The organism is Nonomuraea phyllanthi, from assembly GCF_006334985.2.
Taxonomy (GTDB): Bacteria; Actinomycetota; Actinomycetes; order Streptosporangiales; family Streptosporangiaceae; genus Nonomuraea; species Nonomuraea phyllanthi.
This window is the reverse complement of the sequence record NZ_VDLX02000020.1, coordinates 190,790-203,336: the sequence shown is the minus strand read 5'-3', so window position 1 is coordinate 203,336 and position 12,547 is coordinate 190,790. Positions and strand designations below refer to the sequence as shown.

Here is a 12,547-nt window from a genome sequence, read left to right as displayed (position 1 = left end):
ACTACGCTGGCCACGAGGTCTCCGGTATTTCGTTCTTCTTGGTCGTTGAACCATCTACCGGAGACCTCTTCGTTCAACGATCACCGACACGCCTCACACGTGATCTTTCGAAACACGGCCTAGGGGCGCCAGCATCGCGCCGTGCATGTCGACGATGTGCCGTACGACGTCCCTGGCCGTCCACCTGGCGCACGGCGACGGGTCCGGCCACTGGTCAGGGCGCACGGACACGACCTTGCGCTCGAACGCGTCGGCGCGCCGCCGGTAGCGGTCGGCGATCTCACTCGTCATCAGGGCTCCTTGAGGCGATGGCGTCGAGGGACCGGCGGCATGTGCTCAGCCCGCCGCTGTTATGAAACCACCTCCATCTCCGATCTCTCTGAGAGAGCGCTCTCCCTCACCTGGAGGTCCCGTGTCCCGACCCTCGTCATGGGCGGCTCTCGCCCTGGTCGCCTCGCTGGTCGTCGCGCCGCGGGCGGCCGCGGCCGCGGAGCCGTTCACCGTCACCGACGTCGAGTCCGAGAGCGTCCCCGCCGGCGTGTACGCCTGGGGCAACGACGCGCCCTCGACCCCCGTCCTCACGGTCGAGCCGGGCCCCGCCAGGCCGGGGGCGCCCGCGGGCAACCGGGTGCTCAGGACTGTCTATGACGTGAGCCAGTGGGGCGGCTGGTCGCACGATCTGGCCGCACCCCAGGACTGGTCCCCGTACGAGGGCTTCTCCTTCTGGGTGGACGGCGCCGGCTCGGGCCGGCGGATCTTCTTCGAGATCAAGGACGGCGGCGCGGGGGCGGGCGCGGCGGAGCTGTTCGAGTCGTCGTTCACCGACGACGAGGCGGGCTGGCGGCAGGTGAAGGTGCCGTTCGAGAGCTTCACCAGGCGCGCCGACTACCAGCCCGGCGGCGCGCCCACCGACGGCGAGCTCGACCTGGTGGCCATGTGGGGCTACTCGATGCGACTGCCGGCCGCGCGGGGCACGCTGGAGTGGGACCAGGTCGAGCTCTACGGGACGGCGCCCCCGCGTCCGGCCCGGCTCTCCACCGCCCAGCCGGTCTACCCGGTGGACGAGAACGGCCAGGCCAGGATCAACGTCACCGTCACCACCGCGGACGGCCGGCCGCTGCCCGCCGACCTGGCGGTGGCGTACGGGACCGGCAGGGGCACCGCGACGCCGGGCGACGATTACACGGCGGCGGAGGGCACCCTGACGTTCCCGGCGGGGACGGCGTCCGGTTCGGCCAGGGCGTTCACGGTCAGGATCAAGAGGGACGGCCGGGGCGAGGTGGCCGAGACCATCCCGATCGAGCTGTCCGGCAGCGGCGTCAGGCCGCCGGCCGAGGCGCCCGTCATCGTGATCAACGCGCACGACCTCCCGTACCTGAACCGCAGCAAACCCGTCAAAGAGCGCGTCGCCGACCTGCTCGGGCGGATGACGCCGGAGGAGAAGATCGGGCAGATGACGCAGGCCGAGCGCGGCGCGCTGCGGCAGCAGAGCGACATCGCCACGTACCGCCTGGGCTCGGTCCTGTCCGGCGGCGGCTCCGCCCCCGCGCCCAACACGCCCGAGGCGTGGGCCGACATGATCGACGCGTTCCAGCTGCAGGCCCGGCGGACCCGCCTGCAGGTGCCGCTCCTCTACGGCGTGGACGCGGTGCACGGGCACAACAACGTGGTGGGGGCGACGATCTTCCCGCACAACGTCGGCATGGGCGCCACCCGCGACCCCGAGCTGGTCGAGCGGGAGGGCGCTATCACCGCGAGCGAGGTCAGGGCGACCGGCATCCCGTGGAACTTCGCGCCCTGCCTGTGCGTGTCGCGCGACGACCGGTGGGGCCGGGCGTACGAGTCGTTCGGTGAGGACCCGGCACTGGTGTCGCGGATGGCCACGATCATCGACGGGCTCCAGGACAACGGCGTGCTGGCCACCGCCAAGCACTACGTGGGCGACGGCGGCACCGCGTACGGCTCCTCGACCAGCGGCGACTACACCATCGACCAGGGCGTCACCAAGGTGGGCCGGAAGGAGCTGGAGGAGGTGCACCTGGCGCCCTTCGAGGAGGCGGTCAGGCGCGGCGTGGCCACCGTGATGCCGTCGTTCTCCAGCGTCGACCTCGGCGACGGGCCGCTCAAGATGCACGCCCACAAGGAGCTCGTCACGGACGTGCTCAAAGGCCGCCTCGGCTTCAAGGGTTTCGTGGTCAGCGACTGGCAGGCCATCGACCAGATCCCCGGCGACTACGCGAGCGACGTGCGTACCTCGGTCAACGCGGGCCTTGACATGATCATGGTGCCGTACGCCTACCCGGACTTCGAGAGCACGCTCAAGGCCGAGGTCGAGGCCGGGCGCGTGCCGCTCGACCGGGTGGACGACGCGGTGGCGAGGATCCTGACGCGGAAGTTCGGGCTGGGGCTGTTCGAGCACCCGTACGCCGACCGCTCGCGGCTCGGCGACGTCGGCTCGGCGGCGCACCGGGCGGTCGCCCGCACGGCCGCGGCCCGGTCACAGGTGCTGCTGAAGAACGACGGCGGCCTGCTCCCCCTGCGCCGCGACGCCAGGGTCTACGTGGCCGGCTCGAACGCCGACGACCTCGGCAACCAGGCCGGCGGCTGGACGATCACCTGGCAGGGCTCGTCCGGGCCGATCACGCCCGGCACCACGATCCTGTCGGCCATCCGCTCCCGCGCCTCCTCCGTGACGTACTCCCGCGACGCCTCGGCCGACCCGTCCGGGCACGACGTGGGGGTCGTGGTGGTGGGCGAGACCCCGTACGCGGAGGGCCAGGGCGACGTGGGCCGCGCCGGGCGCACGCTGGAGCTGTCGGCCGCCGACCGGGCCGCGGTCGACAGGGTGTGCGGGGCCATGAAGTGCGTCGTCCTGATCGTCTCGGGGCGCCCGCTGCTGCTCGGCGACCTGTCGGGCGTGGAGGCCGTGGTGGCCGCGTGGCTGCCGGGCACCGAGGGCGACGGGGTGGCCGACCCGCTGTTCGGCGCGGTCCCCTACACGGGGCGGCTGCCGTTCACCTGGTTCCGCTCCGTGGAGCAGCTGCCGATCAACGTGGGCGACCCCGCGTACGATCCGCTCTGGCCCTACGGGTGGGGCCTGCGCACGGACCGGGCCCGCGACCGGCTCGAGGCCGCGCGCGACGAGCTCGCCTCCGGTGACGGGTTCTCCAGGGCCGCCGCGGCGGTCCTGACGGTGTCCCGCCGCCACTGGAACCCCGACGGGTCCGTACGGGACGCGCGCGCCGTCCTAGCCGTCCTGAACGCGGCCGCGGCGCTCCTCGAACGCTCGAAGAGCGACCCGTACGCCGTGGACGACGCGGTCGTGTCGGTGGCCAGGGACATCGCCCAGAGCGCCGGCGGGCGGCCCGACCTCCAGGCGGCGGCCGACCACGAGCTGGCGGCGGGCCACCCGAGGAAGGCGGTGAGCCTGCTGGCCCGGGCCGCCCGCTGAACCTCCGGCCGGGACCTCAGGGGTAGCTCCCCTCCCCCGGGCGCGGCCCACCGTTGCGGTGGGCGGTCCCCTCGCGCCCGGGGGAAGCCATCCCGCCGGACCACCGCGCCCGGCGCGGGGCCGGGCTCTGGCGCGGTCGCGGCCAGGCCCGGCAGGCGGGCTCAGGCCCGGCCAGGCCCGGCAGACGGGTTCAATCGCGGCCAGGCCCGGCAGGAAGGTTCAATCCCGGCACAGGCAGAACGGGTGCCCCGCCGGGTCCAGGAACACCCGGAAGTCGTCGTCCTCGCTGGGCTGGTGGTCGTGCTTGACCGCGCCGATCTCGATGGCCTGCTTCTCCGCCGTGTCCAGGTCGTCGACCGTCAGGTCGAGGTGGATCTGCTGGGGCCGTTCGGGATCGGGCCACGTCGGCGCCCGGAAGTCGGCCGCGAGCTGGAACGCCAGCCGCCGGGGAGAGCCGCCGTCGCTCACCACCACCCAGTCGTCGTCGGCGTACGTGACCGGCCAGCCGAGCAGGCGGGAGTAGAAATCCGCCAGCGCGCGCGGATCGGGGCAGTCGAACACGACGCTCCGGAACTCGGCGATGCCACTCACCCGATTCACCTCTCCTCTTCGTTTTGCCGGCACGTGCGCCGACAAGAATCCATGGCATGGCTGCCAACTCGTTCATGGTCCCGCTGGGCACCCCGGCGCCCGCCTTCGACCTGACCGCCATCAACGGCGGCAGTGTCTCGCTCGAAGACCTCAAGGGCTCGCCCGCCACCCTTGTGATCTTTCTGTCCAACCATTGTCCGTATGTCCGCCACATCGAGAAAGGTCTCGCCGCTCTGGCCGCAGACTACGGCGCCAGGGTGTCGATCGTCGCGATCTGCAGCAACGACAGCGTGAACTACCCCGACGATGATCCGACACACCTGGCGGAGCAGGCGGCGCGGGCCGGGTTCGCCTTTCCGTACCTGCTGGACGAGACGCAGGAGGTGGCCAAGGCGTATCGGGCGGCGTGCACGCCGGACTTCTTCCTCTATGACGGGCAGTTCCGGCTCGTCTACCGGGGCGAGTTCGACGGTGCCAGGCCGGGCAACTCGGTGCCGGTGACGGGCGGGTCCCTGCGGGCGGCCATCGACGCCGTGCTCGAAGGGCGACCGGTGGGCGAGGAGCAGCGCCCGTCGCTCGGCTGCGGCATCAAGTGGAAACCGGGCAACGCGCCCGCCTGACTCACAGGGCTCCCCACCGCGGGCACCGCACCCGGCCGCCTCCGGACCCGTGCCCGGCCTCACGCAGGCGCGATGGGGGCGCGCGCAAGGATTAGCAGCGGCGCCCCCCGCCTCCTCACCGTGCGGGCGGACCGGCCGGCCGCCCGGCGCGGCCTATTGACCGGCGCCGCTGATCGCGGACGGGAGCGCGAGCAGCAGTTCGTGCGGCTCGCCACCCTGCCAGTGGCGGACCAGGCGGTTGCCCGCCTCACCCGGGTCGAAACCCTCACAGCCGAGAGGCCCGAAGCAGCCCGCCTGGTCCAGCATGAGGATCAGCGGGTCGTCGTCGGGCAGGCTGGCCGCGTAGGCGGCGGTGTCGAGGAGGGCCAGGGCCGTCCTGGCGTTGCGGCCCTCGTCCCTGGCCTCCACCCGGTCAAGGCGACGCCGGGCCTGGGTACGGAGATACGCGGCGAGCGATTCGGACCTACTCACGACTAACCTTCTTCGATCACGTACATGCGGCTACGACATCATCACGCAAGGTGATGTGGTTCCGTGGGACGTTTGCCAACTCCAGCCAGTCGGGACCCCCGGTCCATCAGCAGAATTGAGGTGCAGTGCATGATTTACGACATGAGTGCGTTCGACGATGTGTATGCCGGTAATGAGAAGTTTGCTCAGGAATTCGAGCATTCCGGCCTCACCGGCCGGGCGGCCCGCGGGCTGGCCGTCGTGACCTGCATGGACTCCCGCATCGACCCGCTCGGCCTGCTCGGCCTCAAGCCCGGCGACGCGAAGATCCTCCGCAACGCCGGCGCCCGGGTGACGGACGACGTGCTCCGTACGCTGGTCCTCGCCGTCTACGTGCTCGGGGTCGAACGCGTGCTGGTGATGCCCCACACGGACTGCGGCATGACCAAGGTGGGCGACTCGGACGTACACGCTCTCACCCAGGAGCGCGGGATCGACACCCGCAGCCTGGACTTCCACACCGTCCCGGACCAGCACGCGGCGCTGCGCCACGATCTCACCCGCATCAGGAGCACGCCGTTCCTGCCCAAGGACATGCCGGTGGCGGGCGCCATCTACGACGTCTTCACCGGCCGCCTGACACCTGCGGAGCTCTAGTCCGTACGGGCCTCTCCCACACCGACCGGAGACCCGGCCGCCCGCCACGGGGCCGCCCGCCGCCCGGCCCGCACACCTCAGCCGGTCCGGGCGGCCCGATCGGCCCGCACACGGCCGTCAGATCGGACGTGGCGCCCAAGATTCTGGACCTCCTGACCGCCGGCCCTCGATCCGCGGCCGCCCGGACCGTCATGGTCGTCGCATGACTGACATCTCCCCCACACCTGCCACCCTCTTCGCCGAGCAGGCGGCCGGGACAGGGCGAGCGGGCCGATCGCCGGCGGGCCGGGCGCTCCGGTTCGCCGCGCGCCGATGGCCGGCCTGGTGCGGGCTGGCCATGGCCGTCCTGTCGCTCCTGGATCTGGAGGACGGCCGCGGCCAGGCGGTCATCGTGTTCCTCGCCGCCCTCATCTATCTCGGCACCGCGATCGTCGGCAAGCCCGGCGTCGTGTGGATCCTCTTCGGCGCCAGCGTGGTGGCGATCACCGTGCTGCGTGTGTTCCAGGTGGATCCGTGGGTTCCGCTGATCGGCGGCGCCGTCGCCCTCCTCGTCCTCGGCCTGGTCAGCGATCTTCCCCGGCAGCCACGCCTCGCCGCCGCCCAGCTCCCGGCCATGGTCGTCTTCGGTGGCGCCGCCCTCACGGCCCTGTCGCTCTCGCCCGCCCTCGGCAGCTACCTCGTCGCCGCGGCCCTCATCGGCCATGCCACCCTGGACACGATCGTCTGGCGGGCCGACAAGGTCGTCATCCGCTCGCTCGCCGAGTTCTGCGCCGTCCTCGACCTCACGCTCGGCCTTCTGATCATCGCCCTGCAACTGATCTGACCTAGGCGGGAACCGAGAGATCCCGCCCACCACGGAAAATCCGGTGGGCCGGGGTCAGGTGGCGTCATCCAGCTGCTCGGCCAGCCGCTCCAGGCCGCCCTTGATGAGCTGCCCGTACTCGTCGTCGCCGAGCGCGCCGATCCCGTCCCGCGCCTGCTGGAGGTGCTGACGAGCGCGATCGAGGTCGCCCAGCTTGCGATAGCAGTCGCACAGGTTGAGGTGCAACGACGGATACAGGCCGGCCACGGAGAGCGTCACGCCTGCTTGGGCCGCCCGCTCGTCGGTGATCCGATCGGCGGCGGCGATCGCCCGCAGGTCCCATTCGAGCTCCTGGTGCACGTCCTCCTGCACGTCGGCCATCGCGTGGGCCAGGACGCAGACATGCAGCGGGTCACCTTGCTCACCGCCGATGTCGTCCCAGATCTGCGCGAACAGGTCGCGCGCGGCGTCAGGCTGCCCCCGGTGGTGATGCAACTCCACCCCCTGGCCGATCCGGGTCAGTGTTGGGTCGGTGATCATGAATGGCTCCTTCATCGACGCGGCATCCGCATGCCGGCCTGCGTGCCTCACGTGGCTTGACGACCTTCAAGCTTCTGATCGGGTGGCTCGCCCGGCAACCCCGGCAACCATCGAGCCGGCCGCCCAGAAGCCCGGCTCTCGGGCGAGGCTCGGCGCTCGCTCGCCAGGCGTTGTCGGCTGATCTCCCGAGCCCGCGGCCGACCGCGGCACCTCGACGACGAAACACAGGAAGCTGAGCTTGTTCTTGAATTCATCGAAGTCGTCCGGGAACAGCTCACGGGCGGCGGGGTCGGCCTGCGGCTCGCTGAGGACGGCGATGCGGAAGCCCGCGGCGGTGAAGGCGTCGGTCATCGCGTGCAACGGCCTGCGCCAGAAGGTCATCGGGAAGGGCTGCCCGTCGAACGTCCACTCGTCGGTATAGCTGGTGGTCGAGAAATAGCTGGGCCGGGGAGGATCCTGGATCAGGTGGTCCACGAACGGGTGCTGCACCGACGCGATCAGCCGGCCGCCGGGCCGCAGCACACGCCGCATTTCGCCCAGCGTCGGCCCCCAGTCCTCCAGGTAGTGCAGCACCAGCGACGCGACCACGTCATCGAACGCACCATCGGCGAACGGCAGCGGATCACGCACGTCGACCACGTGCAGGTCCGCGTCCGCACCGAGCCGCTGCCTGGCCAGCGCCAGCATCCCGGCGCTGGAGTCGATGCCCGTGACGACGGCACCGCGATCGCGCAGTGCCGCCGACAGGGGGCCTGAGCCGCACCCGGCGTCCAGGATCCTGCGACCGGCCACGTCCCCGGCGAGGGCCATGATCGCGGGCCGCGCCAGATGCGCGTTGATGATGTTGCTCTCGGTCTCCGCCGAGTACCCCTCGGCGAAGCTGTCGTAGTCATTCACCGCCTGGGCCGGATCCGCGGGCTGGGGCGGGGTCGAGACCCACGCGGGACGATCTGGCGTGAAGGTCTCGGGCACGTCGGGTACGCGTTCCATCGTCGCAGCCTAGCGATCTTGACTTCGCGATTCTGGATGCTTCTGGCAAATGTCCCAACCCACGCGCACCATCGGCGAGGTAGGCCGCTCAAGGTTCGAGGACGCAGGACACCCGATTCCCGATCCTCCCGAGCAGGGGCCGCCACAGAGCTCCACAGGCGCCTCAGAGCCCTCAGATGCCTCCTTGCACCCTCCGCCTCTGGGACGTCCAGGAGAGGCTGCCAGGACGGCATCCAGCGGCTCACCGACCCCACACTGCCCAGTCACCCGCAACGGAAGCCCGGGGGGTCAAGGCATCCGATGGAGGGTCATGAGCCGTCGGTCAACGGCATCCCGCGCCCGAAGGCTCGTTCGACGGCGATGCGGGTGAGCCACCCGAGGCCGGCGGTGAACAGCGGCGGCCACACGATCGGCCCGAAGCTGTAGGCGACCACCACCACGAGCGGGATCCACACGCGATGCAGAGCCTGGTGGAGCACGCCGGGCGGGCGAACCCCGGCGAGCCGCGCGAGGTCGATCAGGGCGAAGAACAGGAGCATGGCGACAGTGGTCGGCAGGCCGTACTTGACGCTCTCGAAGATCGCGAACGCGGCCAGGAAGAGCGCAAGCGCTCCCCAGCCAAGCCTCCGCAGCCGACCGGCCCCTCGCCGCCGACCGGCATCATCCGGCACGGGCCGGGACTCCCCGCCACGCCCGCGTCCTGTCGTCACCGGCACACCCCCAAGCCCGAATCGGAGCGCGCACCCGCGCCGAGCCCGAGAGCGACCTCAGGCGTCGATGTGGTCGCGGTCGACCTCGGCGGCGCTGTTGACGATGAACTCGCGCCGGGGCGCCACATCGCTGCCCATCAGCAGGTTGAAGATGCCCTCGGCCTCCTCCGCGTCCTCGATGCGGACGCGGCGCAGGATGCGGTGCCGCGGGTCCATGGTGGTCTCGGCCAGCTGGTCGGCGTCCATCTCGCCCAGGCCCTTGTAGCGCTGCACCGGGTCCTTCCACCGCTTGCCGCGCCGTTCGAGGTCGCGCAGCACCTTCTGCAGCTCGGCGTCGGAGTAGCAGTAGATGTACTTCTCCTTGCCCCGCCCCGGGTTGGTCAGCTCGATGCGGTGCAGCGGCGGCACGGCGGCGAACACGCGGCCCGCCTCGACCATCGGCCGCATGTAGCGGTGGAAGAGGGTCAGGAGCAGGCAGCGGATGTGGGCGCCGTCGACGTCGGCGTCGGCCATCAGGATGACCTTGCCGTAGCGGGCGGACTCGATGTCGAACGAGCGCCCGGAGCCCGCGCCGACGACCTGGATGATGGCGGCGCACTCGGCGTTCTTGAGCATGTCGCTCACGGACGCCTTCTGCACGTTGAGGATCTTGCCGCGGATCGGCAGCAACGCCTGGAACTCGGAGTCGCGGGCCAGCTTGGCGGTGCCGAGCGCCGAGTCGCCCTCCACGATGAACAGCTCGCTGCGGTCGACCCCGTCGCTGCGGCAGTCGACCAGCTTGGCCGGGAGCGCGGAGTTCTCCAGCGCGCTCTTGCGCCGCTGGTTGTCGCGGTGCTCGCGGGCCGCGATGCGGGCCTTGGCGGCGGCGACGATCTTCTCCAGGACGGCGCGCAGCGGCTGCTTGTAGCCGCGCGGCGGGTTGGTGAAGAGCTCCTTGAGCTCGCGCGAGACCACGTGGGAGACGATGCGGGTGGCCGCGGAGGTGCCGAGCACCTCCTTGGTCTGCCCCTCGAACTGCGGCTCGGGCACCCGAACCGTGACCACGCCGGTCAGGCCCTCGGAGATGTCGTCCTTGGTGACCGGGTCGTCGCCGTTCTTCAGCAGCCGGGTCTCGCGCAGCAACTCGTTGATCGTGCGGACCATGCCGCGATCGAAGCCCGTGAGGTGGGTGCCGCCCTTGGGGGTGGCGATCACGTTGACGAACGAGCGGACGGTCGACTCGTAGCCCTTGCCCCAGCGGACCGCCACGTCGACGGTGAGCTCGCGCTGCACCTCGGTGGGCGTCATGTGGCCCTGGTCGTCGAGGACGGGCACGGTCTCGTGGAAGTGCCCCACGCCCTGCAGGCGCAGCACCTCGCAGACGGCCTCGTCGCGCGCCAGGAACTCGGTGAACTCGGAGATGCCGCCGTCGAAGCGGAACTCCTCCTCCACGCGCTCCTCGTGCCTGCTGTCATAGACGGCCAGGGTCAGGCCGGGCACCAGGAACGCGGTCTGCCGCAGGCGCACGTGGATCTCGTCGAGCGAGACCTCGGCGTCGGGCAGGAAGATCTGCTTGTCGGCCCAGAACCGCACGCGGGTGCCGGTGGGGTGCTTGGGGCGCTTGTCGCTGATCCGCAGCCCGGACTTCTTCTTGAACTTCGCGCCCGGCCCGGGGCCGTCGAAGATGCCGGTGACGCCGCGGCGGAAGCTGATCTCGTAGACGCGGCCGTCGCGATCGACCTCGACGTCGACCCGCGAGGACAGGGCGTTGACCACGGAGGCGCCGACGCCGTGCAGGCCGCCGGACGCGCCGTAGGAGCCGCCGCCGAACTTCCCGCCCGCGTGGAGCTTGGTGTAGACGAGCTCGACGCCGGCCAGGCCGGTCTTGGGCTCGACGTCCACGGGGATGCCCCGGCCGTTGTCGCGCACCTCGATGGACCCGTCGGGATGGAGCTCGACCTCGATGCGGTCGCAGTGGCCCGCGAGCGCCTCGTCGACGCCGTTGTCCACGATCTCCCAGAGGCAGTGCATGAGCCCGCGGCTGTCGGTGGACCCGATGTACATGCCAGGGCGCTTGCGGACGGCCTCAAGCCCCTCAAGCACCGACAGGTGACGAGCCGTGTAACCCGCCTCCACTAGCGTCACTCCAGCTCCCCTGGTCTAGGCATCGAACACGTGTGCGTAGCTTACCGTTCTTCCCGTACGCGCGCGTACAAGCTTGCCACGCTGTCATGTTTGCCGTTACCAACGGACTGATCGTCATTACTTTCGGACACATTCCGCTCTGGGCGTAGCGACCGGGCGGTTGGGAACGTCCACGTCCGGTTAGATGTTGTTCCAAGTGACTGACGCCAGATCCTCGCTTCGGCGGGGGTGACCCGAAAGGCGATACGTGACTGGAGCTCTCGCCCCCGTTAAGCCGCTGACGGCCCTCGACCGCTGCGACCGCTGCGGCGCCCAGGCCTACATTCGCGCGACCCTGCCCGTGGGTGGGGAGTTGCTGTTCTGCGCCCACCACGGGCGTCAGCACATCGCAGCGCTGCGCGAAAAGGGCGCCGACATCCTGGACGAGTCGGCTCGGCTCAGCGAAACCCCTTCCAATGCCCCTAACGACGAGCGCTGAGGCGGCGCTGGTCGTGCTGAGATAACCACATATTGCACGACGCAGAACGGCGACTCCGGATTTGTCCAGAGCCGCCGTTCTGTCACGCCCGGGGCCGGCCAATCGCTGCGCCACGCCACGCCCGAAGCCGACCCACCGCACCGCCGCACTCAGGTCGTGAAGATTCAGTGGCCTCGAACGACGCATCGCCTTCGTCGACGACGCCATTGCGCGCGTTGCGGGCGAAACCGCCAGGAGAATGTCACGCCTGGCCCAACTGGACCCGGCGGGCGGGCGGGTCAGCGGACCCGGTAGTGGTACCCGCCCACGACCTCGAAACCCTCGCCGCGATACAGCGCCTGGGCGGCCAGGTTCGGGGCGGTGGTCACCAGGTAGGCGCGCTCGGCGCGCGCATGCCGTACGAGCGCTCGCAGGACCGCGCGGGCCAGCCCTCGACGGCGGGCCTGCGGCAGGGTGGCCATGCAGTAAATGCCGAGCATGTCACCACATGACGCAGCCGGCTCCTCCATACCTGGAGTCCCAGGTACGTCCCCCTGTGCCGCGTCCGGCGTGTCGCCCTGCGGTACGGCGCGGCCGACGGCGAGCGCCACCCCGTCCTCCTCGTACGCCGCATACCACGCCGGCACTCCCGTGCAGATGCGCTCCGCATCCTCGAAGCCGCTGCCGTAGCGGCCGTCCACGGCCCACCATGCCTCCAGCCAGCCCCGCCACGGCCGGTCCTCGATCCGGACCTCGCGTGCAGCCCGACCAGCGGGCGAACCGGCCATGACGACGGTCGGGTCCACCAGCTCGTAGCCTCTCCGCTCCAGCGCCTCGTCCAGCCCTGGCGCGGCGTTGGGGCCCAGCGAGAAGACGCAACGCTGCCCGCGCTCCCCGTAGAAGCCCTCCGCCGCTTCGATGGCGCCGTCCAGGTCGGCGGGCCGCGTGAGCGCGAGTACGGAGTTGGCCCGCTTGGTCACGCCACCGGCGTAACGAAACACCCATCCGTCGTGGACGTGCTGCTCGTAGGCGGGCCATGCCTCGTGGACGAGGAGGTCGTAATTCACCCGAGCAGCGTATTCGACCCATTTCGCGAGGAATAACCGACCCGCATCCTGAAGCAACCGCCCTCCTTGAGGCACCGCCCCGCGGCCA

12 protein-coding genes and 1 pseudogene are annotated in these 12,547 nt (G+C 70.7%); 5 read left to right on the top strand and 8 right to left on the bottom strand.

Annotated features, from left to right (window positions below; translation table 11 throughout):
• Positions 1–93: 93 nt before the first annotated feature.
• Entirely contained in the window at positions 94–291 is a 198-nt protein-coding gene (locus FH608_RS40380; RefSeq protein WP_139635686.1) for a maleylpyruvate isomerase N-terminal domain-containing protein, read from the bottom strand.
• 121 nt (positions 292–412) lie between these two features.
• Between FH608_RS40380 and FH608_RS40375 the strand changes: the two genes are divergently transcribed.
• Positions 413–3,451, top strand: coding sequence for a glycoside hydrolase family 3 N-terminal domain-containing protein (locus FH608_RS40375; protein WP_226900329.1), 3,039 nt, complete (start codon positions 413–415; stop codon positions 3,449–3,451).
• Positions 3,452–3,670: 219 nt separating this feature from the next.
• Here FH608_RS40375 and FH608_RS40370 read toward each other — a convergent pair whose 3' ends face one another.
• A complete protein-coding gene (locus FH608_RS40370) occupies positions 3,671–4,042 on the bottom strand; it encodes a VOC family protein (RefSeq protein ID WP_139635685.1) in 372 nt (123 codons plus the stop codon).
• A gap of 56 nt (positions 4,043–4,098) precedes the next feature.
• On the opposite strand from FH608_RS40370, the gene FH608_RS40365 reads away from it, so the two are divergent.
• On the top strand, positions 4,099–4,662 hold the full coding sequence (locus FH608_RS40365; protein WP_139635684.1) for a thioredoxin family protein: 564 nt from the start codon (positions 4,099–4,101) through the stop codon (positions 4,660–4,662).
• 153 nt (positions 4,663–4,815) lie between these two features.
• Here the strand turns inward: FH608_RS40365 and FH608_RS40360 are convergent, their stop codons facing one another.
• Positions 4,816–5,133 carry a hypothetical protein gene (locus FH608_RS40360; protein WP_139635683.1) on the bottom strand — a complete coding sequence of 106 codons (318 nt, stop codon included), beginning with the start codon at positions 5,131–5,133 and terminating at the stop codon, positions 4,816–4,818.
• A gap of 141 nt (positions 5,134–5,274) precedes the next feature.
• On the opposite strand from FH608_RS40360, the gene FH608_RS40355 reads away from it, so the two are divergent.
• Together FH608_RS40355 and FH608_RS40350 are read left to right on the top strand one after the other, a co-directional pair.
• Complete coding sequence (locus FH608_RS40355) at positions 5,275–5,769, top strand: beta-class carbonic anhydrase (protein ID WP_139635682.1); 495 nt, start codon at positions 5,275–5,277, stop codon at positions 5,767–5,769.
• Between the two features lie 202 nt (positions 5,770–5,971).
• Entirely contained in the window at positions 5,972–6,592 is a 621-nt protein-coding gene (locus tag FH608_RS40350; RefSeq protein ID WP_139635681.1) for a hypothetical protein, read from the top strand.
• 54 nt (positions 6,593–6,646) lie between these two features.
• On the opposite strand, the gene FH608_RS40345 is transcribed toward FH608_RS40350, so the two are convergent.
• The 4 genes and pseudogenes from FH608_RS40345 to FH608_RS40330 form a co-directional block, all read right to left on the bottom strand.
• On the bottom strand, positions 6,647–7,111 hold the full coding sequence (locus FH608_RS40345; protein ID WP_139635680.1) for a hypothetical protein: 465 nt from the start codon (positions 7,109–7,111) through the stop codon (positions 6,647–6,649).
• Between the two features lie 204 nt (positions 7,112–7,315).
• Positions 7,316–8,101: pseudogene (locus tag FH608_RS40340) on the bottom strand (class I SAM-dependent methyltransferase); the annotation flags it as partial.
• 308 nt (positions 8,102–8,409) lie between these two features.
• The gene (locus tag FH608_RS40335; RefSeq protein ID WP_193318897.1) at positions 8,410–8,811 is read right to left on the bottom strand and encodes a DUF4260 family protein; all 402 of its coding nucleotides are present in this window, start codon (positions 8,809–8,811) and stop codon (positions 8,410–8,412) included.
• A gap of 57 nt (positions 8,812–8,868) precedes the next feature.
• Entirely contained in the window at positions 8,869–10,935 is a 2,067-nt protein-coding gene (locus FH608_RS40330; RefSeq protein WP_139635677.1) for a DNA gyrase/topoisomerase IV subunit B, read from the bottom strand.
• 247 nt (positions 10,936–11,182) lie between these two features.
• Between FH608_RS40330 and FH608_RS40325 the strand changes: the two genes are divergently transcribed.
• Positions 11,183–11,413 carry a DUF7455 domain-containing protein gene (locus FH608_RS40325; RefSeq protein WP_139635676.1) on the top strand — a complete coding sequence of 77 codons (231 nt, stop codon included), beginning with the start codon at positions 11,183–11,185 and terminating at the stop codon, positions 11,411–11,413.
• Positions 11,414–11,691: 278 nt separating this feature from the next.
• Here FH608_RS40325 and FH608_RS40320 read toward each other — a convergent pair whose 3' ends face one another.
• Positions 11,692–12,459 (bottom strand): GNAT family N-acetyltransferase, encoded by a 768-nt coding sequence (locus FH608_RS40320; protein WP_139635675.1) that lies wholly within the window; start codon positions 12,457–12,459, stop codon positions 11,692–11,694.
• Between the last annotated feature and the right edge of the window lie 88 nt (positions 12,460–12,547).

Coding starts and splice junctions, on each gene's coding strand:
- FH608_RS40380 (WP_139635686.1), bottom strand. CDS start 291: ATGACGAGTGAGATCGCCGACCGCTACCGGCGGCGCGCCGACGCGTTC.
- FH608_RS40365 (WP_139635684.1), top strand. CDS start 4,099: ATGGCTGCCAACTCGTTCATGGTCCCGCTGGGCACCCCGGCGCCCGCC.
- FH608_RS40355 (WP_139635682.1), top strand. CDS start 5,275: ATGAGTGCGTTCGACGATGTGTATGCCGGTAATGAGAAGTTTGCTCAG.
- FH608_RS40350 (WP_139635681.1), top strand. CDS start 5,972: ATGACTGACATCTCCCCCACACCTGCCACCCTCTTCGCCGAGCAGGCG.
- FH608_RS40345 (WP_139635680.1), bottom strand. CDS start 7,111: ATGATCACCGACCCAACACTGACCCGGATCGGCCAGGGGGTGGAGTTG.